Source organism: Enterobacter cloacae complex sp. IR5402, assembly GCF_049238125.1.
GTDB classification, from domain to species: Bacteria; Pseudomonadota; Gammaproteobacteria; order Enterobacterales; family Enterobacteriaceae; genus Enterobacter; species Enterobacter hormaechei_C.
Map to the genome: position 1 here is coordinate 18625 of NZ_JBMKHO010000021.1, position 25773 is coordinate 44397.

Consider the following 25773-nt stretch of genomic DNA (forward strand, 5'->3'; position numbering starts at 1 on the left):
ATAACCTTACAAAGCCTGTAGTTTTTCTTTCCAGGGACACCCTATGAAAACCTCACTCTTCAAAAGTCTTTACTTCCAGGTCCTGACAGCCATCGCCATCGGTATTCTGCTCGGTCACTACTACCCGGAGCTGGGCGCGCAGATGAAACCGCTTGGCGACGCGTTCGTTAAGCTCATCAAAATGATCATCGCGCCGGTCATTTTCTGTACCGTGGTGACCGGTATCGCTGGCATGGAAAGCATGAAGGCGGTCGGGCGTACGGGGGCGGTTGCCCTGCTGTACTTCGAGATTGTCAGTACCATCGCGCTGATTATCGGCCTGATTATTGTCAACGTGGTACAGCCTGGCGCGGGCATGAACGTTGACCCGGCCACGCTGGATGCGAAAGCGGTGGCGGTTTACGCTGAACAGGCGAAAGATCAGGGGATTGTTGCCTTCCTGCTGGACGTGATCCCGAGCAGCGTGATTGGCGCGTTCGCCAGCGGAAACATCCTCCAGGTACTGCTGTTTGCCGTGCTGTTTGGCTTTGCCCTGCACCGTCTTGGCAGCAAAGGCCAGCTGATTTTTAACGTCATTGAAAGCTTCTCGCAGGTTATCTTCGGCATCATCAACATGATTATGCGTCTGGCCCCGATTGGCGCCTTTGGCGCGATGGCCTTCACCATCGGGAAATACGGCGTCGGCACGCTGGTACAGCTGGGCCAGCTGATCGTCTGCTTCTACATCACCTGTATTCTGTTTGTGGTGGTGGTGCTCGGCTCCATCGCCCGTGCGACCGGCTTCAGCATCTTCAAATTTATTCGTTACATTCGTGAAGAGCTGCTGATTGTCCTCGGCACATCCTCTTCGGAGTCCGCGCTGCCGCGTATGCTCGATAAAATGGAAAAGCTGGGCTGCCGTAAGTCAGTGGTGGGGCTGGTTATTCCTACGGGCTACTCTTTTAACCTGGATGGCACCTCGATATACCTGACGATGGCGGCGGTCTTTATTGCCCAGGCCACTAACAGCCACATGGATATCTTCCATCAGATTACGCTGCTGGTGGTGCTTCTGCTCTCTTCAAAAGGGGCGGCGGGCGTAACGGGCAGCGGATTTATCGTGCTGGCGGCCACCATTTCGGCGGTGGGCCATCTGCCGGTGGCGGGCCTGGCCCTGATCCTCGGTATTGACCGCTTTATGTCTGAAGCCCGTGCGTTAACCAACCTGGTCGGCAATGGCGTGGCGACGATTGTGGTGGCGAAGTGGGTGAAAGAGCTGGATCACAAGAAGCTTAACGATACGCTGAATAACCGCACATCTGAGGACAAAACCCCCGGTTTATCCTCTTAATCCCTCATAAATGCCCGTATTCCCTTGTGGGGATGCGGGCACCTGCGCATAATAACCGTTCATACCTGTCATAATTCGACAAGATTTTTTTTGGGTATATTTCACTTCCGCCCGTGACGTTTAGCTGAACACGCTGTCTAATCGGAAGGTTTTCATCGTCATCTTTGAGTGCTCACGTCGCGAGACACTCTCTTTAACCAGGAATGTTGATCAGGGGTTCACATGCAGGGCACAAAAATTCGACTCTTAACCGGCGGTTTGCTGATGATGGCAGCAGCCAGTTATGTGCAGGCAGATGCGCTCCAGCCAGACCCGGCCTGGCAACAGGGAACACTGGCGAACGGTTTCCAGTGGCAGGTATTATCCACTCCGCAACGTCCGAGCGATCGCATTGAAATCCGTCTTTCTGTGAATACCGGCTCCCTCACTGAAAGCACCCAGCAGACCGGCTTAAGCCACTTTATTCCTCGACTGGCGCTCACCCAGAGCGGCAGTTTGCAGGCGGTTCAGGTGCGTTCTTTATGGCAACAGGCCATCGATCCGAAACGCCCGCTGCCCCCGGCTGTGGTCTCCTATGACTACACCATGTTTAACCTGAGCCTGCCCAACAACCGTAACGATCTGCTTAAAGAAGCGCTTACCTATCTATCCGATGCCACCGGCAAACTGGCGATTACGCCTGAGACCGTAAACTATGCGTTGAGCAACAGCGACATGGTGGCGACCTGGCCGACGGATACCAAAGAAGGCTGGTGGCGCTACCGCCTGAAAGGGTCCACGCTGCTTGGCCACGACCCGGCAGAACCGCTGAAACAGCCGGTGGATGCAGAGCAGGTGAAATCTTTCTACCAGCAGTGGTACACCCCGGATGCCATGACCCTCATTGTAGTGGGCAACGTGGACAGCCGTGCGGTGATAGAGCAGATCAACAAAGCCTTTGTCGATCTGAAAGGGAAGCGTGAAACGCCTGCCCCTGTTCCTACCTTGTCCCCGCTGCGTCCTGAGACGGTCAGCATCATGACGGATACCGTGCGTCAGGATCGTCTTTCAATGATGTGGGATACGGCCTGGCAGCCGATCCGCGAGTCTTCTGCGCTGCTGCGTTACTGGCGTGCGGATCTCGCGCGTGAAGCGCTGTTCTGGCACGTTCAGCAGACGCTCAGCAAGAACAACGTGAAAGATATTGGCCTGGGCTTTGACTGCCGTGTGCTGTTCCAGCGCGCCCAGTGCGCCATTAACGTGGAATCGCCGGGCGATAAGCTCAATGCCAATCTCGGCGTGGTGGCGAAAGAGCTGGCTAAAGTGCGTAAAGAGGGCCTGTCTGAAGAGGAGTTTAACGCGCTGGTGGCGCAGAAATCCCTTGAATTGCAGAAACTGTTCGCCACCTATGCCCGCGCCGATACCGATATCTTAATCAGCCAGCGCATTCGCTCCTTGCAGAATCAGGTGGTGGATATCGCGCCGGAGCAGTATCAGAAACTGCGTCAGGACTTCCTGAACGGTCTGACCGTGGAGATGCTGAATCAGGATCTGCGCCAGCAGTTGTCGCAGGATATGGCGTTGATTCTGTTACAGCCGAAAGGTGAGCCGGAATATGACATGAAAGAGTTGAAGGCCACCTGGAACGCCATCATGGCGACGGCGCCGCAGCCAGCGCAAACGGCAGCCGATGATTTACATCAGGATGCGAGCGATATTCCGCAGGGCCAGTAAGCCCTGCGTCCTCTCTCCCTGTGGGAGAGGGTTAGGGTGAGGGCATCAGCCCGCCCAGTCCTTAAGCAGGCATCGCCTCGCGCGGAATAATCGCTCCGCGATACTGAATCACCGTGCTGGCCGTTAAATGACCGCGCTGCGCCGCCGCTTCCGGCGTACCTCCCGTCAGACGTACCGCCAGATACCCCGCGCTGAAAGAATCTCCCGCCGCAGTGGTATCGATCACTTTCTCTTTCGCCAGCTTCACCGCCGGGACCTCTGTCACGGCTTCACCTGCAACCGCCACCAGGCAAGACTCCGCCCCGCGCTTGATCACCACTTCGCTGACCCCGGCAGCCTGCGTCCGGGCGATGACCTCATCAACCGGTTTTTCGCCCCACAGAGCATCTTCATCATCCAGCGTCAGGAAGGCGATATCGGTGCATTCGAGCATCTGCTGGTAGACCTGCTGCGTCTCTTCGCGGCTGGCCCACAAACGTGGACGGTAGTTGTTATCGAAAATCACCTTACCGCCATTGGCACGGCATTCGCGCAGCAGTGACAGCAGCTTTTCACGGCTCTCCTGGCTCAGGATCGCCAGGCTGATCCCGCTCAGGTAGAGATAATCGAAGGTCGCCAGTTCTTCGCAAATGGCAGCGGCGGCCTCGCTTTCCAGCCAGAATTTGGCGGCCGCTTCATTACGCCAGTAATAGAAGGTGCGCTCGCCGGTGCTGTCGGTTTCGATGTAGTACAAACCCGGCAGGCGGTTTTCCATTCGCTGGATCAGCGAGGTCCCAACGTTTTCACCCTGCCAGGCTTCCAGCATCTGCTGGCTGAAGCTGTCCGTTCCCAGCGCGGTAACGTAGCTCACGCTCAGCGCGTCGGGGGAGACCTGACGGGCAATGTAAACGGAGGTGTTCAATGTATCGCCACCAAAACCGCGGCTGACTTCCGCGCCTTTCTGGGACAGCTCAATCATGCATTCGCCAATCACGGCAATTTTTTTAGACATAGTCGTGAACCTGAACAAAGTAATTAAGGGTAGTGTGCGCTGTGTGTTTTTTATGGTCAACTATATTAAAACGACGTTCCATTATTTTTTTTGAGCCAGCGCGTATTCCGGCATATTTCTGTCATCTTAATTTCATTTTCCCGGTGAATTGAACATAAAGTTCTCACCTGGCGGGCCGATAACTCAGTGACGAGTCCAGAAAGGCTATCCCATACAACAGGACATCCGAAATGAAGTCAGAGCAGGTTATCCAGCGGCTGAGCACTACGCCTGAGGCAAGTATTGAGAACTTGCAGGAGCATCGCTACTGGCTGCAATGTGAGCGAGCGTACACCTATCAGCCCATCTACCGTACCGACGGTCGGTTAATGGCGATTGAGGTGTTAACGGTCGTCACTCATCCATCGAATCCTTCAAAGCGTATTGCACCGGACCGCTATTTTGCGGAGGTTGCCGTGCGTCAGCGTATCGACGTGCTGGAAGAGCAGCTGAGAATGCTGGCGACGAAGCAGGCGTTCTTCGAGCAGCACGGTATTCTGGCGTCGGTGAACGTGGATGGCCCCACCCTGATGGCGTTACGTCAGAATGCGACGTTGCAGGCGCTGATTGCTACCTTGCCGTGGATGCGCTTCGAGCTGGTGGAACATGTTCAGCTGCCGCAGGACTCCTCGTTTGCCTCGATGTGTGAGTTTGGCCCGCTGTGGCTGGATGATTTCGGTACCGGTATGGCCAATTTCTCCGCCCTGAGCGAAGTGCGTTATGACTACATCAAAGTGGCCCGCGATCTGTTTATCATGCTGCGCCAGACGCCGGAGGGACGGAACCTGTTTACGATGCTCCTGCAACTGATGAACCGCTATTGCCAGGGCGTCATTGTGGAAGGCGTAGAAACGCTGGAGGAGTGGCGCGACGTGCAAAATTCCCCGGCAGCGGCGGCACAGGGTTATTTCCTCTCTCGTCCTGTCCCCATGGATACCCTGGAAAAGGTGATAACCAGCCTCTGATCTGCCCGCTTCCCTTTGTCTGAACTATAGTTTTAGAGGCAAGTTCATCAGGAAAGGGGACAACAATGACAAAAACAACCAGGGTGATTTCCTGGACAGCAGGGATTTTCTTGTTGCTGATCGTGGTCTTAATCATCATTATCGCCACGTTTGACTGGAACCGCCTCAAACCGACCATCAACCAGAAAGTCTCAACCGAGCTGAACCGCCCCTTCGCAATACGTGGCGATTTGGGCGTCGTGTGGGAGCGCCAGAAAGAGGAAACTGGCTGGCGGAGCTGGGTGCCCTGGCCGCACGTTCATGCCGACGATATTATTCTCGGTAACCCGCCCGACATCCCCGAAGTAACCATGATCCACCTGCCGCGAGTGGAAGCCACGCTGGCGCCGTTAGCCCTGTTAACCAAAACGGTGTATCTGCCGTGGATCAAACTCCAGCAGCCCGACGCGCGGCTGATTCGCCTGTCAGAGAAAAACAACAACTGGACGTTCGATCTCGCCAGCAGCGGCGATAAAGATCAAAATGCGCAGCCCTCTTCGTGGTCTTTCCGCCTCGACAATATTCTGTTCGATCGGGGGCGGATCGCCATTGACGATAAAGTGAGTAAGGCTGACGTGGAGATCCTCGTCGATCCGCTGGGCAAGCCGCTGCCGTTTAGCGAAGTCACGGGCAGCAAAGCCAAAGGCGATGACAGCAAAGCGGGCGATTACGTCTTTGGCCTGACGGCGAAAGGGCGCTACAACGGCCAGCCGCTCACCGGTAAAGGCAAAATCGGCGGCATGCTGGCGCTCAGGAGCGAGGGCACGCCGTTCCCGGTGCAGGCGGATTTTCGCTCCGGCAATACCCGCGTGGCGTTCGTGGGCACGGTTAACGACCCGATGAACATGGGCGGCGTCGACCTCCAGCTTAAGTTTGCCGGTGATTCGCTGGGGGAACTGTACGATCTCACCGGCGTACTGCTGCCGGATACTCCGCCGTTTGAAACGGACGGGCACCTGGTTGCCAAAATCAACACCGAAAAATCGTCCGTCTTTGACTACCGTGGATTCAACGGCCGCATCGGCGACAGCGATATCCACGGCACGCTGACCTACACCACCGGTAAACCGCGCCCGAAACTGGAGGGGGACGTTGAATCCCGCCAGCTGCGTCTGGCCGATCTTGGTCCGCTGATTGGCGTAGATTCGGGCAAAGGCACGAAGTCTAAAGAGGTTAAAAAGGACGTTCAGCCTGCGGGTAAAGTGCTGCCCTATGACCGCTTCGAAACCGACAAATGGGACGTGATGGATGCGGATGTGCGCTTCAAAGGACGTAAAATCGAGCATGGCAGCACGCTGCCGCTGAGCAACCTCTCGACCCATATCATCCTGAAAAACGCCGACCTGCGCCTGCAACCGCTGAAGTTTGGCATGGCCGGGGGAACCATTTCATCGAATATCCACCTGGAGGGGGATAAAAAGCCGATGCAGGGAAGGGCGGAGATCCAGGCGCGTCGGCTGAAGCTGAAAGAGCTGATGCCGGACGTGGAGCTGATGCAGAAAACCCTCGGTGAGATGAACGGCGACGCGGATATTCGCGGCACGGGTAACTCCGTAGCGGCGCTGCTGGGCAGCGGAAACGGCAACCTGAAACTGCTGATGAACGACGGGCTGGTGAGCCGTAACCTGATGGAGATCCTGGGGCTGAACGTCGGGAACTTTATCATCGGGCAAATCTTCGGTGACGACGAAGTACGCGTTAACTGCGCGGCGGCAAATCTGGATCTGGTCAACGGCGTGGCGCGTCCGCAGATCTTCGCCTTCGACACGGAAAACGCGGTTATCAACGTCACCGGTACCGCCAGCATGGCGTCCGAGCAGCTCGATTTAACCATCGATCCGGAAAGTAAAGGCATTCGTATCATCACCCTGCGCTCGCCGCTGTACGTTCGCGGAACCTTCAAAGATCCGCAGGCGGGCGTGAAGGCTGGGCCGTTGATTGCGCGTGGTGCGGTCGCCGCCGCGCTCGCTACGCTGGTGACCCCTGCGGCGGCGCTGCTGGCGTTGATTTCGCCGTCAGAAGGCGAAGCGAATCAGTGTCGGACGATTTTGTCGCAGATGAAGAAGTAGTCCCGTTTCTCCCTCTCCCTGTGGGCTGAGGGATCCCCACAAAATAATGCCTGCACAGACGGCCCCCTCTCCCTTGAGGGAGAGGGCTGGGGTGAGGGGGAACATACGGCTCTGGTGGTCATTCCGTTCACTTTATGTTCCTTGCTACTCTGTCACGACATGACCGGTGAACGTGCCAGGGTGGCTCAGTCGCCACCACCCTGGCGACCCGCCCTCTCGGCGCATCCCCGCGCCTCGCCCCGGCATTCACTTACAGCGCCTGATGCTTCGTCTCATGCGTCAGCAGCAACGCAATCAGCGTCAGCGCTGCCATTGCTGCCAGATAGACACCCACATAGAACAGGCCATAGTTCGCCTGAAGCCAGGTGGCGATATACGGGGCTACCGAGGCGCCCAGAATCGACGAAACGTTATAGGAGAACGACGCGCCGGTGTAACGCACTTCAGTCGGGAACAGCTCCGGCAGCAGCGCGCCCATTGGGCCAAAGGTCAGCCCCATCAGGCTCAGGCCAATCAGCAGATACGCCATCACCAGCGCAGGGCTACCTGAACCCAGCAGCGGCGGGAAGACAAACAGCGCGAACAGAATAATCAGGGAGGTGATGACGATCATGCTTGAACGACGGCCAAATTTATCCGCCAGCAGGCCCGCGATAGGCACCATCACACCAAATCCGATGACCGCCATCATCAGCATCCACAACACTTCGTTACGTGGCAGGCCCAGGCCGACCGGCGCGGCGGCAGTACTGAAGGTCATGGAGTAAACGGTCATGATGTAGAACAGCGTGTAGGTCGCCAGCATGATGAACGTGCCCAGCACGGTCACGCGGAGGTGTTTGGTCAGCAGCGTCCCCAGCGGAACTTTAACCTGCTTTTTCGCCGCGGCGACTTTAGCAAAGACCGGCGTCTCGTGCAGCGACACGCGCACGTACAGGCCAATCAGCACCAGCACGGCAGAGAAGACGAACGGAATACGCCAGCCCCAGCTCATGAACTGTTCATCGGTCAGCAGCCAGGAGAGGAGCAGGAAGGTGCCGTTAGCGAAGAAGAACCCAATCGGTGCGCCCAGCTGCGGGAAAGAGCCATACAGGGCACGCTTGCGCGCCGGAGCGTTTTCGGTCGCCAGCAGTGCCGCGCCGCCCCATTCCCCGCCCAGCCCCAGACCCTGACCAAAGCGCGCCAGCGCCAGCAGCACAGGCGCCAGAATGCCGATAGTTTCATAGGTCGGCAGCAGGCCGATGGCGACGGTGGAGATCCCCATCGTCAGCAGCGAGGCAACCAGCGTGACTTTACGGCCAACGCGATCGCCAAAATGCCCAAAGACCGCTGAACCAATCGGACGCGCAACGAAGGCGATAGCAAAGGTGGCTAAAGACTGTAGCGTGGCTGCCGTCGGGTCGCCCTGAGGGAAAAAAATATGCGGAAAGACAATGACCGCAGCGGTGGCGTAAATATAAAAGTCGAAGAACTCAATGGCGGTGCCAATCAGCGATGCGACGACGACTTTATTGCGCGAGTTGACCGGAACGTGTTCCGCCCCTTCGTTAAGTGTGGTGGCTGTTGCTTGCATAATATTTTCTTATTTTTGGACGAACGAAGGGCCATATTAGGCATAGCAAAAGCGACATTTCAATCTGTAACAAAGGCGTGGCGTGGTCATAAAAGCAACAAAAAGCGGATAATTTTCAGACCAGCGAAAACACTTCTATGAAATGCTTCACACTTTTTAAATATTAGTCATTAAAACTGGTTTTGCGTTAAATAAAAGTTACGGACTGGATTTATATGCTGAAATGGCGGATCGGGCTGAAATATCAGCCCGACAGGACATCAGCGGTGGGTTTTACCCGGCATGCGCGGGTCATCTTTATACTCAGCCGTGGCGATCCACGCGGCGCAGAACAGCGTCAGGCGAGCGAAGAAATAGAAGAAAGCCATCAGCCCCAGCACCGAACCAAAGGCCGCGCCGGAGGGCGACTTCACCAGCGACGGAAGCGTATAGGTCATCACAATTTTGATCACTTCAAAGCCAATGGCGGCAATCAACGTCCCACGGATCAGCGCCTTCTTGCGCGGCCGATGGCGGGGCAAACGCCAGAAGATCCAGAAGAAAAGCAGGTAGTTAGCAAAGATGGAGATGGCAAGCCCTATACCGCGCCAGGCCGGTTTCAGCCATTCAATGTAATCCAGGTACAGCGCGGAGATAATCATCTGCTGCGCGGAACCGGCGACCGAGGTGATAGAGAGCGTGATGACCAGCGCCACCAGCAGCCCAATCAGCGAAATAAAGTCGCGCAGATACTTCACCCATATCTTCTCCTGATCCTGCGGCCTACGCTCCCAGACGTCACGCGACTGGGCGCGAATAGCCTCACGCAGGTTGCCCATCCAGTTCACCCCGGAATAGAGCGCAATCAGCAACCCGACGATACCCACGGTGGTACGCTGCTGCACGGCGGTATTGATGGTGCTTTTGAGCGTTGTGGCGAGCGTCTGGTCGCTGACGTTGGTCAGGATCTTATTGAAGATGTCCTGCAACAGCGTCGGGTGAGACGCCAGCACAAAACCGGCGGCGGCAAATGACACCATGAGGATGGGGATCATCGACAGGAACGAGAAATAGGTAATCGCCGCGCCAAACTGATTTCCCATGCGGTCGTTAAAGCGCTCAGCGGCGCGTATCAGGTGAGCAATCGCGGGTATCTGCTGAATTTTTTCGGCTATGCCGGTCACGGTGCCCAGCGCTTTGCTGGCCGTTCCAGGCTCTTTCGGCGCTTCAGGCTCGTTATCCATCTTTTTGATGGGTTCATAATCTAAATGTTGAGTCGGTCGTTGCGGGTTATTTTCCGGCGTCACGCGCATTTTCCTTTTCGTTGAGCTGGATGTTACTGAATTATAGCTTGCGACTAGTCCACGTAACCTTTTGTGAGTTCGGTAAGCCACTCCATAAACACATGCACCCGACGGGAGAGGTTACGGCGGTGGGGATAAATGAGGGAGACGGGCATTGGTTCAGCCCGATATTGCGGCAGGATCTCAACGAGTTTTTTCGTGCGCAGGGCATCACGCACCCCGACGCGCGGGACCTGAATAATCCCAAGCCCGGCGATACAGGCGGCCTGGTAGGTTTCTGTGCTGTTAACCGACAATACGCCTCCCGTTTTTACCCACCGGGTCGCGCTGCCGTTGTAATACTCAAAACCCTGCGGACGGGTGCCCAGCGTGGCGGAGTAGTGAATGAGGGCATGCGAAGCCAAATCGTCCAGCGTCTCAGGGTAGCCAAATCGCGTCAGATAATCCGGGCTGGCGCAATTAATCACCGAGAGCTTCCCAAGCGGCCGGGCGATAAGCCCGGAGTCCTTTAAGTTTCCCACGCGAACCACGCAGTCAAATCCTTCGCGGATGACATCGACCAGACGATCGCTGCTACTCAGCTCCAGTTCAATGCCGGGAAACTGTTGTAAAAATGCAGGCAGTTTCGGAATGACGACATTTCGCGCAATGGCAACGGGCATATCCACACGTAGCCGACCGCTGATGGTTGAAGGGTCGTGCAGGAACATGCCGTCCAGTTCGTCCAGATTCATCAGCAGATCTTTGGCGCGCTCGTAATAAACCATGCCGTCCTGCGTCAGGCTGACGCGGCGGGTAGTGCGGTGCAGCAGCTGCGTGCCCAGCGCGTTTTCCAGTGCCTGGATCTGTCGCGATACGCTCCCCTTCGGCAGGCTTAACGTCTCCGCCGCGCGGGAAAAACTCTCCAGTTCCGCGACCCGAAGGAAAAGCTGCATTGCGTGTATTTTATCCATAGATGTTGGTCATTGTTGTTAAGAATGAAACAGTGAAGCGCTCACGGCACTATTTATTGATTTTCTACCATCTAATAAGCTCTTTCTCAATCTTCATCACAGCCGAAACGAGGTGAATTATGAGTGAACGTATTGCTTTAGTGACGGGCGGTAGCCGCGGCCTGGGTAAAAATGCCGTTTTGAAGCTGGCCGCGGAAGGGACAGGCATTATCCTCACCTGGAACAACAGCCAGCAGGAGGCGCAGGAAGTTGTGCGCGAAATCGAGGGAAAAGGCGGAAAAGCGGCAGCATTGCAGCTCAACGTCGGCGATACGGCAAGCTTTTCGCGCTTTGCTCAAAAGGTGAAAGATACCCTTAAACACGTCTGGCAACGTGACACCTTTGACTATTTAGTGAACAACGCAGGTACAGGGTTATATGCACCCTATACCGAGACGACCGAGGCGCAGTTTGATGATGCGATGAACATTCACTTCAAAGGACCGTTTTTCCTCACGCAACAGCTGCTGCCGCTCATAAAAGACGGAGGGCGGATCCTGAACGTCTCCAGCGGACTGGCCCGTTTTACTCAGCCCGGTTCAGGAACCTACGCGGCAATGAAAGGGGCGATGGAGGTGCTGACCCGCTATCAGGCAAAAGAGCTTGGCGCGCGCGGAATTTCCGTCAATATCATCGCGCCCGGCGCGATTGAAACCGACTTTGGGGGCGGGCGAGTGCGGGATAATGCGGAGCTTAACCAGCTGCTGGCCTCGCAGACAGCGCTGGGACGCGTGGGCCTGCCCGATGATATTGGTGACGCCATTGCGGCGTTGCTCAGTGACAAACTGGGCTGGATGAATGCGCAACGTATTGAAGTTTCAGGCGGTATGTTTCTGTAATGTTCAGTCTTAAGGGGAAGGAACCCTCTTAAGGAAATCCTTAAAACAGGTATGTCTAAATGCTGGAAGATATAAAGAGAGCTGGGTGATTTGTAACCTCTCCATTCATTGAGTTTTTTCTTAAAAAATGCCTCTGTAGAATCCCCCTTCGCTATTCTCAGAGGAGTAAAACGATGCGAGTAATCATGTTTGACAGGCAGTCATTATTTATTCATGGAGCGATGTATAGTTTGCAGAAGTTAATTCCGAAAATAGATATGACAGGAACTCGTCAGACTGATGAATTATGGGCGCAATTATCCGCGTCACCCTCCGCTATCGTCATGATAGATGGGTATTTAATTCGTGATAATGGTGTGGCTTTACTGGAAGAGATTATGGATCGCTTTCCAACGTCGCGCGTGGTGTTGGTGTTAACGAAAAAAGAGCGGCGTTGGGTTGAGCAAATGTTTCAGCGCAACGTGGTGGCGATAATTCCTCGCAATGCGAATCCCGAACGCTTTTCCGCAGTGCTGGATTCTGTATCGCGAGGAATGGTCTGTTTTCCCGGCGAGTGGCTGAAGCAGCACACCTCTCAGGATGAACTGGCAGTGTTAAGCGAGCGCCAGCGTGAGGTATTGAAGTTACTGGCGGCCGGAGAGTCCAATAAAGAGATTGGACGTAATCTCAATATCAGTGCGGCAACGGTAAAAGCCCATCTTGAGACGCTTTTCCGGCGTCTTGATGTCAAAAACCGGACGCAAGCTGCGATGTACTACACCCGGGCGACGGCCTGAAGGATCTTCTCTGGCAGAGGGGACTCTTCCCCAAAACTGAAGAGGGTTAATATCAGTGCGTCATGCTGCTGTTGGGTTAATGGGCGTTTGTTCATTTCCCGCAGCAGCGCCTCACATAATTGAATATCATTACAAAGCAAATTCTCCGCCTCAGTCGGCGTGATGAGACCGTTAAATTTTTCCCACTGGCGAATTACGTGACCATAACCTATAACCCATATTCCCTTTTCGTCACGGTATTTCTCCAGGGAAAGACCCTGTTGTTTTTTAATTAATGCGATTGCAGCAGAAGATATCTGCATTGCATAACCCGTCATAAGCGTTTCCTCTTAATGACGCGACTATAGAGGAAACGCCGCCGGGGAAATATCCGCCAAATGGCTGTTGATCAGGTTTAACTGAACGGGAATTCCTTTTTCAGTAAACCGAATAGCCAGTCGTTATGCCATTGCCCTGAAAGGAAATAACTCTCGCGCAACTCACCTTCCAGCTGAAAACCTGTTTTTGCCAGCAGTCGCCTGGAGGCGATATTTCCCGCCGTCACGGTCGCGGTGAGCCGACGGATATTGCCCTGAGTCAGCGCAAAATTACACACAGCCCGCAGAGATTCAAAGCCGTAACCTTTCCCCTGCGCAGAAGGCGCAAAGAGAAAACCGACTTCTGCACAATCTGCTTCCCGGTGCACATATCCGGTTACGCCCAGCGGCGTATGGCTGGCCGTCTCACGCACCATAAGGCAGAGCCAGTGCGAACTGCCCGGCGTCCACGGCAACAGACGAGACTCAAAGGCTTCCCGAATGTCCGCCTCGCTACGCGCAGGGGCGACATAACGCATTACCTCAGGATTTTGCTGTAGCGACAGAAAAAAGGGCCAGTCTTGCTCTTGCAGCGGCGAGCAGGTGAGACGCGCGGTGGTTAAGGCGGGCATGACGATCCTCCGGAGACATTGCAAATGATTATAAGGTTGTCACTTTATTTCAACAGAAAGTCAGGTATGTTTAACCTCATATAAATAAAAAGAAAAACGACTTTTAATGCCGCTTTAGCGGTACTCATTGTCTCTCAAGGAAAACAATGATGATTAGCTCATCGCATCATACCCGCGAACAGTTTGAACACTGTCTGGCGGCGATCCGTCAGGCGTCTGTTGAAATTTTACTTCTGTTGAATGTACATGTTTCTGAAGGAAAAGATCCACGCTGGTTTCTGGAGCAACTTGATAGCGCCCGCCTGGGGCTGGGCGGGTGGGGCGCTGTAGCCAGGAAGCTGAACCTGAATGATGCGGAAATGACAGCCTTTACGCTGCAATTACGCTTGCTTCAGCAGCGCGTTCCCCAGTATGAAAGCGGGCAGGATGTCAGCGAAAACCAGCTGATTGCGGCGATGCGCTTCGTCACCTCCCTTGAATATCTGCGTCTGCAACAGCCCCTCCTGACCTACGAAACCGGGAGGATGCCAGAGAAGGAGAGCCAGCTTCAGGCGCAGAAACAGGTGCGTGCCATTGAGCTGATGATTAGAGGGCTGATACAGCAGGCGTGGCCCGATCCGGTGCGGCTGAATAATCATCTTAAGACGTTGTTTAACGCTGAACGCGTGCGTCGCTGGCTGAAAAACGGTGAAATTAATGATGTTCTGAGCGGCATGTTATTCAGCGAACTGGCCCAGCTGCTGGTGGATAAAAAAGAATTTAGCCGCTACTACGCGCCGCTGTTTAACGCCCCGGACATGCTGACGCTGCTGGTAGAGCCCCGCAAAACCCTGCAAACCTTCCTCGAAGATATTCGACAAATTCGCAACAGCATCACCGTGCAGCAACCGTTAAGCGGAGCGCAAATCCAGCTGCTCGACTGCTATTACACGCAGATCACCCGCTCCGTTCAGCGCGCGTTTGAGGAAGGGCGGACACGCGTTAACCCGGCGGCGCTGATGGCGGTGGACGAAAGCGAGCTGCACGCGTTCTGGGAAAAGGCGCAAAAAATGGACCGCACCACAGGCGGCGATCTTTTTGAAGTGCGCGACAGTATAGAAAAACCGACTCAGCGTGCCACGCGTACGCCAGAGCAGCGCGAACAGCTGATTTCCGGCGTGCTGTGGGGAGCGGTTGGCGTGATGGTTATCGCGATTGTCGTGGGGGGATTCTGGCTGGTGACCAGCAGTAAACCGCAGCCGGCTGTGGCCAGTACGGCATCTCCCGCACCGGTGCAGGAGATGCGCGAAACGCCTTCCTCGCGAGAAACGCTGACGCGGATGGGTGTCACCTGGGATGAAAACAACTTCCGTTCAGCGATTAGCCGCAACGATACCCGGGTGGCGCTCCTGTTTTTGCAGGGCGGGATGGACTGGAAAATGTCATGGACGGAGGAGGCGTTGTCGGCAGGCTACGACGGTGTGCTGGAAGTAATGTTGCGCTACCGCCTGCAAATGACAGAGCAAAAGCCCTGCCGACGCTTTATTAATACGCTTAGCCATGCGATGGCGAACGGGGAATCGCTGACGCCTATGCGTAAGCAGTACCTGAAAGCATTCTGTACCGTCCCTGCGGTGGTGAAACGCCAGCAGCACGACGCCGATATGGCAACGCGCCGCGCGAAGACGCAGCCCGATGCCAGCACAAAAAAATGGCAGTCCATCCAGACTGCCATTTATGAGGTGATTCGTTAACTTTTCCCTCTCCCCTCAGGGGAGAGGGTTAGGGTAAGGGGCAAGGCTCAAGGTTCACCATATAACCCAATCAACCGCCGCACCACGCCATTCGTCCAGCCGAAGCCATCCTGCAACGGATACTCCCCCCCGCCACCTTCGCGTGGCGTGCTGCTGGCGATGTGGTACTTCTCAATCAGCTTATGATGGGTTTTGTAGTAATGGTTCACCGTGTGCAGCCAGCTCCAGGCGATCTCATCTCCCAGCGAGTCGTTGCCGTACTGCTTGAACCCCTGGATCGCCATCCACTGGAGCGGCGCCCAGCCGTTCGGCTTATCCCACTGCTCCCCGGTTTCATATTCGGTGGCGAGAATACCGCCCGGCGTGAGCAGACGGGCTTTAACGGCATCGGACAGCCGTTCAGCCTGCTCATGCGTCGCCATGCCCACATACAGCGGCACAATGCTGGCCGCAGAGAACAGCGCCAGGGCTTCACGCCGCCAGTCGTAATCACGATAACAGCCGTTCTCTTCGTCCCACAGATAGCGGTTTACCGCCGCGCGCCGGTCGCTGGCTTTCTGGCGGAACAGATCAGCCGTCTCTTTATCCCCTTTCGACGCGGAGATGTTGGCGATAGCGCTCTCCAGTTTGAACAGGAATGCGTTCAAATCGATGGGGATAAATTGTGTTGTGCGGATGCTGGCCAGCCGCGCAGGATCGCGCAGCCAGCGGGATGAGTAATCCCATCCTGAGGCTGCCCCGGCACGCAGGTCACGGTACACCTCGTTCGGCGGACGACCAGAATGACGGGCAGTTTCAACGTCCTCAATCCACGATTCATCCCGCGGCGTATCGCGATCGTCCCAGTAACGGTTGAGCAATGAGCCATCCGGCATACGAACCGCACTGCGATAGGCCTGATTGAGCAGCAGCGATTCCGCCCCGTCCATCCAGAAGGCGTACTCCATCTTGAGGTGCTCAAGATAGCGCTTCGCCCCGCGCACGCCGTCCTCTTCAAACAGCTCCACCATCAGGGCAAAAACGGGCGGCTGGGAGCGGCTGAGATAGTAGGTGCGGTTGCCGTTCGGGATATGGCCGTAGCGCTCAATCAACCAGGCGAAGTTATCGGCCATACATTTCAGCAGATCGTTACGACCGCTTTCTGCCAGCCCCAGCATGGAGAAGTAAGAGTCCCAGTAGTAGGTCTCGCTGAATCGCCCGCCGGGCACAATATAGGCCTGCGGCAGCGCCAGCAGCGACGACCACGGGATGTGATCCTGCGGCTCGCGCGTCAGCACCGGCCACAGATTATCGATATGTTCTTTCAGGGACAGGCCGGGATCAGAGACGTACTCTTTGCTGTAGTCCTCCGGTAGCCAGAAGTGATTCTCTACAAAGCGCGCCAGGTCAAAATCACGGTGGCGACGCACCTTGCGATAGCGGATCAAAATATCCAGCGGATCCATCTTCGGCGCGCAGTCGGGAAAGGTTTTGCTGTCCGCAAACAGCCGCGACGACTGGACGTGTTCAAACAGTTCAAGGTAGCGGTCAGCGGGCGTAAGGGCATCGGACGCCGGCAGCCCTTCAATCATTTCCGGTTCCGGCTCTGCCTCGATCATCTCATCCAGTTTTAACTCACAGGGATCGGTTTCATAGCGCAGCTCTTCTGCAATATCGAACTCGATATCCTCGGCAGTCTGTAGTTTCTGGTTGAACATGGTGTTCAGGACCTCCGGTTTTTGTCGTAACAAATACGGGTTTTTCCCGGCTATCTTTTAAGCGTAGACATTCGCTTCGGTTAATGCGGTGCGAAGTGTGCGGTAGATCACGCTTTCAAAATGGATTTAAACACGCTGAAAATCAGATATCCCTTTGATTATGAAATCATTAAATCAGAATCTTTGGAAACAGAGCAGGAATAAAATTCAGAGCATTCGGTATTCTGCATATACGCAGGGATTAATGTGCCTGACGCGCATTGCCTTGAAGGCTGTTGGCGGTTTGATTGGCTTTCTGGCTGGCGCCTTCGCTTTTATCCATCGCCTTGCTGGCCGCTTTTTCTGCATGGGCGGCGCTGTACGCAGCCAGATGGGAAATCACGATAGCGTAAATGCTCATTAACGACACCCACAGAATGCTGTTTTTCCACCACAGCAGGGTAGGAATAGTCAGTATCGCCCATACCAGCGCGAGAACAAGGTGCATTTTGGCCATCAGTTTTGCGGTGATCTTTACGTGCATTTTCATATCTCTAATCTTTTTCCGTAGTAACAGGCGAACGCGTAGCGCTTTCTAAGATTAGTTAATTCCACCGCGGGTAGCGGGTTATTTTGTTACCGTTTGTACACCCGTTGGGTTTACCTGCCCAGGGCATAAAAAAACCGGCCAGTTGGCCGGTTTTGTTGCGGATCAGACCGATCAGCGCATGGTCACAAATTCTTCCGCCGCAGTCGGGTGGATTGCCACGGTGTTATCGAAGTCTTTCTTCGTTGCGCCCATCTTCAGCGCCACCGCGAAGCCTTGCAGAATCTCGTCCATGCCGAAGCCAATGCCGTGGATGCCGACGATCTTCTCTTCCGGGCCCACGCAGACCAGCTTCATGCGGCACGGCTGACGGTGCGAGGTGACCGCGGTATACATCGCGGTAAACGCCGATTTATACACTTTCACCTGATCATCGCCGTACTGCTCACGCGCCTGCGGCTCGGTTAAGCCGACGGTACCGATTGGCGGGTGGCTGAAGACCACGGTCGGAATGTTGCTGTAATCCAGATGTTCGTCCGGCTTGTTGTTAAACAGACGCTCGGAAAGACGACGCCCCGCCGCCACGGCAACCGGCGTCAGCTCTACGGCACCGGTGTTATCACCGACGGCATAAATGCCCGGTACGCTGGTGTTCTGGAATTTATCAACGACAATGTAGCCTTTTTCATTGGTTTTCACCCCGGTTGCGGCCAGGTTGAAGTTGTCGGTGGCCGGTTCACGGCCAATCGCCCAGATCAGGCAGTCAACGGTCTGGCTGCGGCCATCTTCCAGCTCCAGCGTCAGGCTACCGTCCGCATTTTTCACCACCGCTTTTGGCACGGCGTTGGTGTGCAGGGTTGGGCCTTCGGCGTTCATCACCTCGACCAGCGTGTCGACGATCAGCGGGTCAAAGCTGCGCAGCGGCGCGTGTTTACGCACGAACAGGTGCGCTTCCGCCCCCAGGCCGTTAATCACGCCGGCCAGTTCAACCGCAATGTAACCTGCGCCCACAATGGCAACGCGTTCTGGCAGAGCAGGCAGCTCGAAGAACCCGTCGGAGTCAATACCGTATTCCGCGCCCGGAATGTGCGGGTGGCTCGGACGGCCGCCGGTGGCGATCAGGATGTGATCGGCGGTGATCGTCTCGCCGTTCACTTCGATCGTCTTCGCATCCACGAAACGGGCAAAGCCGCGGATCACGTCGACGTTATTCTTGCCCAGCACGTTATCGTACGAGGTGTGAATACGGTCGATGTAGGCGGTACGGCTGGCGATCAGTTTATCCCAGTCGAAGTGGTTGATGGTGGTGTCAAAGCCGTAGTCCGGGCCATACATATGGATAGCTTCACGGATTTGCGCGGCATGCCACATCACTTTCTTCGGTACACAACCCACGTTCACGCAGGTGCCGCCGAGTTCTTTGGCTTCAATCAGCGCACACTTCTGGCCGTACATGGCTGCACGGTTGATGGAGGCGATGCCGCCGCTGCCGCCGCCGATTGCGATGTAGTCATAATGCTTAGTCATAGCGTTGTCCTTAATCGTGAATTGCCGCGATTGTATACCTGAAATCAATAGTTTCCACCGATGGCTGCGATTACTCCGGCACGATCCAGCTCACGGTGGCGTGACCCGTACCGGCTGGCACCAGCGTTTTGTGCAGCCACGGCAGCACGTTGTTCATCTGTGCTTCGAGCTTCCACGGCGGGTTAATGACGATCATGCCGGACGCGGTCATGCCGCGCTGGTCGCTGTCAGGGCGCACCGCCAGCTCAATTTGCAGGATTTTGCGAATGCCCGTCGCTTCGAGGTCTTTGATCATGCGTTTAATTTGCGCGCGCAGCACTACCGGATACCACAGAGCATAGGTGCCGGTCGCAAAGCGTTTGTAACCTTCGTTAATGCCGGTCACCACCGCCTGATAGTCGGTTTTGATTTCGTACGGTGGGTCAATTAGCACCAGGCCGCGACGGGAAACCGGCGGCAGTTTGGCTTTCAGCTGCTGGTAACCATCGGCTTTGTCTACGCGGGCGCGGTTATCTTTCTGAAACTCAGAACGCAGCAGCGGGAAGTCGCTCGGGTGCAGCTCGGTTAACTGGAGGCTGTCCTGCTCGCGCAGCAGCTGGCGGGCAATCAGCGGGGAGCCAGGGTAGTAACGCAACTGGCCGTTGCGGTTGAAGTGATTCACCACGCCAATGTACGGCTCCAGCTCGGCAGGCAGATCGTCCTGCTGCCAGATACGCGCAATCCCTTCCAGATATTCACCGGTACGCTCAGCATGCTCGCCGCTCAGCTGATAACGGCCCGCGCCCGCGTGGGTGTCCAGATAAAGGAACGGTTTATCCTTTTCTTTAAGCGATTCGATGATCAGGCTCTGAACGGTGTGTTTGAGGACGTCGGCGTGGTTGCCTGCGTGGAAGCTGTGGCGATAACTGAGCATGGGTAATGATATTCCGCTGAATTGACGATTTGCCACAGTTTACAGCAGAACGGCACAGATTACCCGCAGGCCCGGTAAGCGCAGCGCCACCGGGCTCTTTTCCGCCACGTCTGGCATTGAAATCCTCTACACTTAACCCCATTACTGAACAATATGCACAGCGCCGGATGCGCGCTTCATTCACCTATTTCAACAGGACAGCGTTTATGACCAATCCATTACTGACGCCTTTTTCGTTGCCACCGTTTTCTAAAATCCTCCCTGAGCATGTGGTTCCAGCGGTTACGCAATCGCTGGACAACTGCCGCGCGGCGGTAGAAAGCGTGGTCGCGCAGGGCGGGCCGTACACCTGGGAAAATCTGTGTCAGCCGCTGGCCGAAGTGGACGACGTGCTGGGGCGCATCTTCTCCCCGGTGAGCCACCTGAATTCGGTAAAAAACAGCCCGGAGCTGCGTGAAGCCTACGAGCAAACCCTGCCGCTGCTCTCTGAGTACAGCACCTGGGTCGGCCAGCATGAGGGGCTCTACAAAGCCTACCGCGACCTGCGCGACGGCGACCACTATGCCGAACTGAACACGGCGCAGAAAAAATCGGTCGATAACGCCCTGCGTGATTTCGAACTGTCCGGGATTGGCCTGCCAAAAGAAAAACAGGTTCGCTATGGTGAAATCGCTGCGCGCCTGTCCGAGCTGGGTAATCAGTACAGCAACAACGTCCTCGACGCCACCATGGGCTGGACGAAGCTGATTACCGATGAATCTGAACTGGCGGGCATGCCGGAAAGCGCGCTGGCGGCGGCAAAAGCCCAGGCCGAAGCGAAAGAGCAGGAAGGCTTCCTGTTAACGCTGGATATCCCAAGCTATCTGCCGGTGATGACCTACTGCGACAACCAGGCCCTGCGCGAAGAGATGTACCGCGCCTACAGCACCCGCGCCTCCGATCAGGGGCCGAATGCGGGCAAATGGGATAACAGCCCGGTGATGGCGGAGATCCTCGCCCTGCGCCACGAGCTGGCACAGCTGCTGGGCTTCGACAGCTACGCGGATAAATCCCTCGCCACCAAAATGGCCGAGAACCCACAGCAGGTGCTCGACTTCCTGACCGATCTGGCGAAACGCGCCCGTCCGCAGGGTGAAAAAGAGCTGGCTCAGCTGCGCGCCTTTGCGAAAGCGGAGTTCGGCGTAGACGAGCTTCAGCCGTGGGATATCGCGTACTACAGCGAAAAACAGAAACAGCATCTCTACAGCATCAGCGACGAACAACTGCGTCCGTACTTCCCGGAAAACAAAGCCGTTAACGGCCTGTTCGAGGTGGTGAAACGCATCTACGGCATTACCGCGAAAGAGCGTACCGACATCGACGTCTGGCATCCGGACGTGCGCTTCTTTGAGCTGTATGACGAGAAAAATGAACTGCGCGGTAGCTTCTACCTCGATCTCTACGCGCGTGAGAACAAGCGCGGCGGGGCGTGGATGGACGACTGCGTGGGCCAGATGCGTAAAGCGGATGGTTCCCTGCAAAAACCGGTCGCCTACCTGACCTGTAACTTCAACCGTCCGGTGAGCGGCAAACCTGCGCTGTTTACCCACGATGAAGTGATCACCCTGTTCCACGAGTTCGGTCACGGCCTGCACCACATGCTGACCCGCATCGAAACCGCTGGCGTCGCCGGTATCAGCGGTGTGCCATGGGATGCGGTCGAGCTGCCTAGCCAGTTTATGGAAAACTGGTGCTGGGAGCCGGACGCGCTGGCGTTTATCTCCGGTCATTACGAAACGGGTGAACCGCTGCCGAAAGAACTGCTGGATAAAATGCTGGCAGCGAAAAACTACCAGGCGGCGATGTTTATCCTGCGCCAGCTGGAGTTCGGCCTGTTCGACTTCCGCCTGCACGCCGAGTTCAGCCCGGAGCAGGGGGCGAAAATCCTCGAAACCCTGGCTGAGATTAAAAAGCAGGTTGCCGTTATTCCAGGGCCAACCTGGGGACGCTTCCCGCACGCGTTCAGCCATATCTTCGCAGGCGGGTACGCCGCAGGCTACTACAGCTACCTGTGGGCCGACGTGCTGGCGGCGGATGCCTTCTCGCGCTTCGAAGAAGAGGGGATTTTCAACCGCGAAACCGGTCAGTCGTTCCTCGACAACATCCTGACCCGCGGCGGTTCAGAAGAGCCTATGGAGCTGTTCAAACGCTTCCGTGGCCGCGAGCCGCAGCTGGATGCGATGCTGGAGCATTACGGAATCAAAGGCTGATTGCTACGTGAAGATCTGCTTAGTAAATGAAACAGGCGCCGGGGACGGCGCCTTATCTGTTCTGGCGGCCCGCTGGGGGCTGGAACATGATGAAGACAACCTGATGGCGCTGGTGATGACGCCGGAACATCTGGAGCTGCGCAAGCGCGATGAGCCAAAGCTTGGCGGGATTTTTGTCGATTTTGTCGGCGGCGCGATGGCGCACCGGCGTAAGTTCGGCGGCGGTCGCGGCGAAGCGGTGGCCAAGGCGGTTGGCATTAAAGGGAACTATCTTCCGGACGTGGTGGACGCCACGGCGGGGCTGGGGCGCGATGCGTTTGTGCTGGCCTCGGTGGGCTGCCGGGTGCGGATGCTGGAGCGTAATCCGGTTGTCGCCGCGCTGCTTGACGACGGGCTGACGCGAGGCTATGCGGACCCGGAAATCGGCTCGTGGTTACAGGAACGTTTGCAACTTATTCATGCCTCCAGCCTGACGGCGCTCACCGACATCACCCCGCGCCCGCAGGTGGTTTATCTCGACCCCATGTTCCCGCATAAGCAGAAAAGCGCGCTGGTGAAGAAAGAGATGCGGGTGTTTCAGTCGCTGGTGGGGCCAGATTTAGATGCCGATGGCCTGCTGGAACCGGCTCGTCAGCTGGCGACGAAGCGTGTGGTGGTGAAGCGGCCGGACTATGCGCCGCCGCTGGCGGACGTTGCGACCACTAACGCGGTGACCACGAAAGGGCACCGGTTTGATATTTATTCGGGTACGCCGGAATAGAAAAAGCCGGGTGGCGGCTTCGCCTTACCCGGCCTACATCCTCGATCTATTCCCTCTCCCTTTGGGAGAGGGTTAGTGAGGGGAATTTAACGCACTTACTCGTCTTCTTCGTCACGCAGTGGAACAATCAGCATATCCACGTGAACGGTGTTAATCAGCTGGCGCGCGGAAGACATCAGTTTGCTCCAGAAGTCCTGATGGTGACCACATACCACCAGGTCCATATCGTATTTCTTAATCGCATCAACCAGCACCTGGCCCAGATCGCCGCTACCGCTTAAGGTTTCAGTGATCGGATAGCCCGCGTTGGTAGAAAGCTCGCTCAGCGCGTGGTGAGTCTCTTCGGAGATGCGTTTCTGCATATCGCCGAGATTCACGTCGATCAGACCGGTGTAGAGGTCGGAGTAATTCACATCAACGTGAATCAGCGAAACTTTCGCGTTGTAGGGACGTGCCATGGATACTGCTTTATCAACCAGCACTTTACTCTCCGGGGAGAGGTCTACCGCGATAAGAATGTGTTTGTAAGCCATAGTGTTACTCCTTCCTTAAGTTATCGATGACTAAATGGGAAAGCCGTCGTCTGATGCTTTCATTACGGCCCAGTTAAACATATTTTTCAAGCTTTGGTGTTGATAACGATTAACCTTGTGGCAAAAAAATTAACGGATCTCCTACACTATTTAATGAGCCGTTCGGATATTAAAACGCGAACCGGATCGACTTTTGGTCATTCTTTCACTGAACTGTCTGTCAGGGCATTGGGGTGCGGTAGCTCAGGAGCCTTGCTTCGTGGGCGGACGCCGGGGAGGATGTATGATTAGCACCGTCGCATTGTTTTGGGCGTTATGCGTGGTTTGCATAGTGAATATGGCGCGCTACTTCTCATCGTTACGTGCGCTGTTAGTGGTACTTCGTGGTTGCGATCCGTTGCTTTATCAGTATGTGGACGGTGGAGGGTTCTTCACCTCGCACGGACAGCCCAGCAAGCAGATGCGTCTGGTGGGGTATATCTACTACCAACGCTACCGCGATCACCACGATGAAGAGTTTATCCGTCGCTGCGAGCGCCTGCGTCGTCAGTTCATTTTGACCAGCGCCCTCTGTGGTCTGGTTGTGGTGAGTATGATTGCGCTGATGATTTGGCACTGAGCATAAAAAAAGCGGGCCAGTTTCCTGACCCGCTTTTTTGTCGCCTTCAGCCGATTAAATCAGCTTCAGCGAAATCCAGTACAGACCGCCAGACAGCAGGATGGACGCCGGGAGGGTGAACACCCAGGCCATCAGGATGTTGGTCACGGTTTTACGCTGCAAACCGCCGCCGTCAACAATCATTGTACCTGCCACGGACGAAGAGAGTACGTGGGTGGTGGAGACTGGCATACCGGTGTAACTCGCCAGACCGATAGATACCGCTGCCGTCATCTGCGCGGACATACCCTGCGCATAGGTCATGCCTTTCTTACCGATCTTCTCGCCGATGGTGGTCGCCACACGACGCCAGCCAATCATCGTACCGATACCCAGCGCCAGCGCGACCGCCATGATGATCCAGATTGGCGCGTACTCAATGGTATTGAGCATATCGCCTTTCAGTTTCTTCAGCAGACGTTGGTCGTCAGCATTAACCTCTGGCAGCTTCGCGACTTTATCGGTCACGTCGGAGATACAGAGCATGATGCGACGCAGCTGACCACGCTGTTCAACAGCCAGTTTGTCATAGCTTTCGATATCGGCCAGCATGCCTTTCGCACGTTCCAGCGCGTTAATCGCGTTTGCCGGATGGCAATGGAACTCGCCCGGTGCCGTCGTTGCGCCTGACTCCGGAGAAGGAATCAGCTGGTCCACGCCGGTCGCTTTCTTCAGCAAATCAGGATGCTGCTGGAAGTAAGTCTCAACGTTGTTTACCGCATCACGGGTACGGGTGATTTCGTAACCGGAGGCGTTCATGTTAACCACGAAGCCCGCCGGTGCGACGCCAATCAGAACCAGCATCACCAGGCCGATACCTTTCTGACCATCGTTCGCGCCATGAGAGAAGGCGACGCCGATAGCGGAAATGATCAGCGCGATACGCGTCCAGAACGGCGGCTTTTTCTTGCCGTCTTTCTTCTCACGCTCTGCTGGCGTCAGGTGGATACGCGCACGTTTTTTCGTGTTGCTCCAGTAGCGACGCAGGATGAAAATCAAGCCACCCGCCACCACCAGACCGACGATAGGGGAGATGATCAGAGAGCCGAAAATGCCGAGAACTTTCGGGATATTCAGCGCATCAACGACGGAGGTCCCGGTCATCAGGGCATTGGTTAACCCGATACCGATAATCGCGCCGATGAGGGTGTGAGAGCTGGATGCCGGCAGGCCGAAATACCAGGTACCGAGGTTCCAGATAATCGCAGCAAGCAGCATAGAGAACACCATGGCCAGGCCATGACCGGAACTCACGTTAAGCAGCAGATCCGTTGGCAGCATATGCACAATGGCATACGCAACGCTCAGTCCGCCCAGGAGGACACCAAAAAAGTTAAATACCGCCGCCATAACAACCGCAAGCTGCGATCGCATTGCGCGAGTGTAGATAACCGTTGCTACTGCGTTTGCAGTGTCGTGGAAGCCGTTGATCGCTTCGTAAAACAGCACAAAAACCAGAGCAAGCAATAATAAAAGCCCGGTATGTAAATCCAGGCCGGCAAACAAATGTAGCATAGGACGTTACGCCATTTTGAGGACATGAACGCGGCGCATTATCCAGGACAAATGCGCAACGGGCAAAGTGAAATATAGACTTTTTTTGACATACCACCTGATTTGAGAAATGTGCCTTAAAGGAT

At 55.7% G+C, this 25773-nt stretch carries 22 protein-coding genes; 10 read left to right on the forward strand and 12 right to left on the reverse strand.

Translation table 11 applies throughout. The annotated features are described in order from the left end of the window. Positions 1–43: 43 nt before the first annotated feature. Both dctA and ACOTXL_RS22080 read left to right on the forward strand, forming a co-directional pair. Complete coding sequence (gene dctA / locus ACOTXL_RS22075) at positions 44–1330, forward strand: C4-dicarboxylate transporter DctC (RefSeq protein WP_015571524.1); 1287 nt, start codon at positions 44–46, stop codon at positions 1328–1330. A 222-nt stretch (positions 1331–1552) separates the two neighbouring features. Beyond that, positions 1553–3043 (forward strand): M16 family metallopeptidase, encoded by a 1491-nt coding sequence (locus ACOTXL_RS22080; RefSeq protein ID WP_045350962.1) that lies wholly within the window; start codon positions 1553–1555, stop codon positions 3041–3043. 61 nt (positions 3044–3104) lie between these two features. Here the strand turns inward: ACOTXL_RS22080 and ACOTXL_RS22085 are convergent, their stop codons facing one another. Further along, positions 3105–4034, reverse strand: a complete 930-nt coding sequence (locus tag ACOTXL_RS22085) for a sugar kinase (RefSeq protein WP_003861191.1) — start codon at positions 4032–4034, stop codon at positions 3105–3107. Between the two features lie 230 nt (positions 4035–4264). On the opposite strand from ACOTXL_RS22085, the gene pdeH reads away from it, so the two are divergent. Further along, positions 4265–5038 (forward strand): cyclic-guanylate-specific phosphodiesterase, encoded by a 774-nt coding sequence (pdeH, locus tag ACOTXL_RS22090; RefSeq protein ID WP_023314999.1) that lies wholly within the window; start codon positions 4265–4267, stop codon positions 5036–5038. A 65-nt stretch (positions 5039–5103) separates the two neighbouring features. Next, a complete protein-coding gene (locus ACOTXL_RS22095; protein ID WP_017693812.1) occupies positions 5104–7146 on the forward strand; it encodes an AsmA family protein in 2043 nt (680 codons plus the stop codon). 250 nt (positions 7147–7396) lie between these two features. Here ACOTXL_RS22095 and ACOTXL_RS22100 read toward each other — a convergent pair whose 3' ends face one another. The 3 genes from ACOTXL_RS22100 to ACOTXL_RS22110 form a co-directional block, all read right to left on the reverse strand. After that, positions 7397–8719, reverse strand: a complete 1323-nt coding sequence (locus ACOTXL_RS22100) for an MFS transporter (RefSeq protein WP_003861198.1) — start codon at positions 8717–8719, stop codon at positions 7397–7399. Between the two features lie 260 nt (positions 8720–8979). Then, on the reverse strand, positions 8980–10005 hold the full coding sequence (gene yhjD, locus ACOTXL_RS22105) for an inner membrane protein YhjD (RefSeq protein ID WP_003861199.1): 1026 nt from the start codon (positions 10003–10005) through the stop codon (positions 8980–8982). Positions 10006–10055: 50 nt separating this feature from the next. Then, a complete protein-coding gene (locus ACOTXL_RS22110; protein ID WP_032608090.1) occupies positions 10056–10955 on the reverse strand; it encodes a LysR family transcriptional regulator in 900 nt (299 codons plus the stop codon). Between the two features lie 119 nt (positions 10956–11074). Between ACOTXL_RS22110 and ACOTXL_RS22115 the strand changes: the two genes are divergently transcribed. Both ACOTXL_RS22115 and ACOTXL_RS22120 read left to right on the forward strand, forming a co-directional pair. Beyond that, on the forward strand, positions 11075–11833 hold the full coding sequence (locus ACOTXL_RS22115) for an SDR family NAD(P)-dependent oxidoreductase (protein ID WP_023323855.1): 759 nt from the start codon (positions 11075–11077) through the stop codon (positions 11831–11833). Between the two features lie 173 nt (positions 11834–12006). Further along, a complete protein-coding gene (locus ACOTXL_RS22120; RefSeq protein WP_003861204.1) occupies positions 12007–12609 on the forward strand; it encodes a helix-turn-helix transcriptional regulator in 603 nt (200 codons plus the stop codon). On the opposite strand, the gene ACOTXL_RS22125 is transcribed toward ACOTXL_RS22120, so the two are convergent. Both ACOTXL_RS22125 and ACOTXL_RS22130 read right to left on the reverse strand, forming a co-directional pair. Beyond that, positions 12588–12926, reverse strand: a complete 339-nt coding sequence (locus tag ACOTXL_RS22125; protein ID WP_003861206.1) for a lysozyme — start codon at positions 12924–12926, stop codon at positions 12588–12590. The two genes, ACOTXL_RS22120 and ACOTXL_RS22125, sit on opposite strands and share 22 nt — an antisense overlap. A 77-nt stretch (positions 12927–13003) precedes the next feature. Beyond that, positions 13004–13537, reverse strand: a complete 534-nt coding sequence (locus ACOTXL_RS22130; RefSeq protein ID WP_045350961.1) for a GNAT family N-acetyltransferase — start codon at positions 13535–13537, stop codon at positions 13004–13006. A gap of 146 nt (positions 13538–13683) precedes the next feature. On the opposite strand from ACOTXL_RS22130, the gene ACOTXL_RS22135 reads away from it, so the two are divergent. Next, a complete protein-coding gene (locus tag ACOTXL_RS22135; protein WP_045350960.1) occupies positions 13684–15270 on the forward strand; it encodes an STY4199 family HEPN domain-containing protein in 1587 nt (528 codons plus the stop codon). A gap of 47 nt (positions 15271–15317) precedes the next feature. Here the strand turns inward: ACOTXL_RS22135 and ACOTXL_RS22140 are convergent, their stop codons facing one another. From ACOTXL_RS22140 to ACOTXL_RS22155, 4 genes are all read right to left on the reverse strand, one after another. Beyond that, the gene (locus ACOTXL_RS22140; RefSeq protein ID WP_003861211.1) at positions 15318–16967 is read right to left on the reverse strand and encodes an alpha,alpha-trehalase; all 1650 of its coding nucleotides are present in this window, start codon (positions 16965–16967) and stop codon (positions 15318–15320) included. Between the two features lie 241 nt (positions 16968–17208). Beyond that, positions 17209–17496 (reverse strand): hypothetical protein, encoded by a 288-nt coding sequence (locus tag ACOTXL_RS22145; RefSeq protein ID WP_003861213.1) that lies wholly within the window; start codon positions 17494–17496, stop codon positions 17209–17211. A gap of 171 nt (positions 17497–17667) precedes the next feature. Next, on the reverse strand, positions 17668–19020 hold the full coding sequence (gene gorA / locus ACOTXL_RS22150) for a glutathione-disulfide reductase (RefSeq protein ID WP_003861215.1): 1353 nt from the start codon (positions 19018–19020) through the stop codon (positions 17668–17670). Positions 19021–19090: 70 nt separating this feature from the next. Continuing rightward, positions 19091–19933: a 23S rRNA (adenine(2030)-N(6))-methyltransferase RlmJ gene (locus ACOTXL_RS22155; protein WP_006808562.1), complete on the reverse strand. Its 843-nt coding sequence runs from the start codon at positions 19931–19933 to the stop codon at positions 19091–19093. Between the two features lie 206 nt (positions 19934–20139). On the opposite strand from ACOTXL_RS22155, the gene prlC reads away from it, so the two are divergent. Together prlC and rsmJ are read left to right on the forward strand one after the other, a co-directional pair. Then, positions 20140–22182 (forward strand): oligopeptidase A, encoded by a 2043-nt coding sequence (gene prlC / locus ACOTXL_RS22160; protein WP_022652005.1) that lies wholly within the window; start codon positions 20140–20142, stop codon positions 22180–22182. A gap of 7 nt (positions 22183–22189) precedes the next feature. After that, the gene (gene rsmJ, locus ACOTXL_RS22165; protein ID WP_045350959.1) at positions 22190–22942 is read left to right on the forward strand and encodes a 16S rRNA (guanine(1516)-N(2))-methyltransferase RsmJ; all 753 of its coding nucleotides are present in this window, start codon (positions 22190–22192) and stop codon (positions 22940–22942) included. A 95-nt stretch (positions 22943–23037) separates the two neighbouring features. On the opposite strand, the gene uspA is transcribed toward rsmJ, so the two are convergent. Beyond that, positions 23038–23475, reverse strand: a complete 438-nt coding sequence (gene uspA / locus ACOTXL_RS22170; RefSeq protein WP_003861223.1) for a universal stress protein UspA — start codon at positions 23473–23475, stop codon at positions 23038–23040. A 283-nt stretch (positions 23476–23758) separates the two neighbouring features. Here uspA and uspB point away from each other — a divergent pair, with 283 nt between their 5' ends. Then, the gene (uspB, locus tag ACOTXL_RS22175; RefSeq protein ID WP_003861224.1) at positions 23759–24094 is read left to right on the forward strand and encodes a universal stress protein UspB; all 336 of its coding nucleotides are present in this window, start codon (positions 23759–23761) and stop codon (positions 24092–24094) included. A gap of 54 nt (positions 24095–24148) precedes the next feature. Here the strand turns inward: uspB and pitA are convergent, their stop codons facing one another. Continuing rightward, positions 24149–25648: an inorganic phosphate transporter PitA gene (pitA, locus tag ACOTXL_RS22180; protein WP_003861225.1), complete on the reverse strand. Its 1500-nt coding sequence runs from the start codon at positions 25646–25648 to the stop codon at positions 24149–24151. Between the last annotated feature and the right edge of the window lie 125 nt (positions 25649–25773).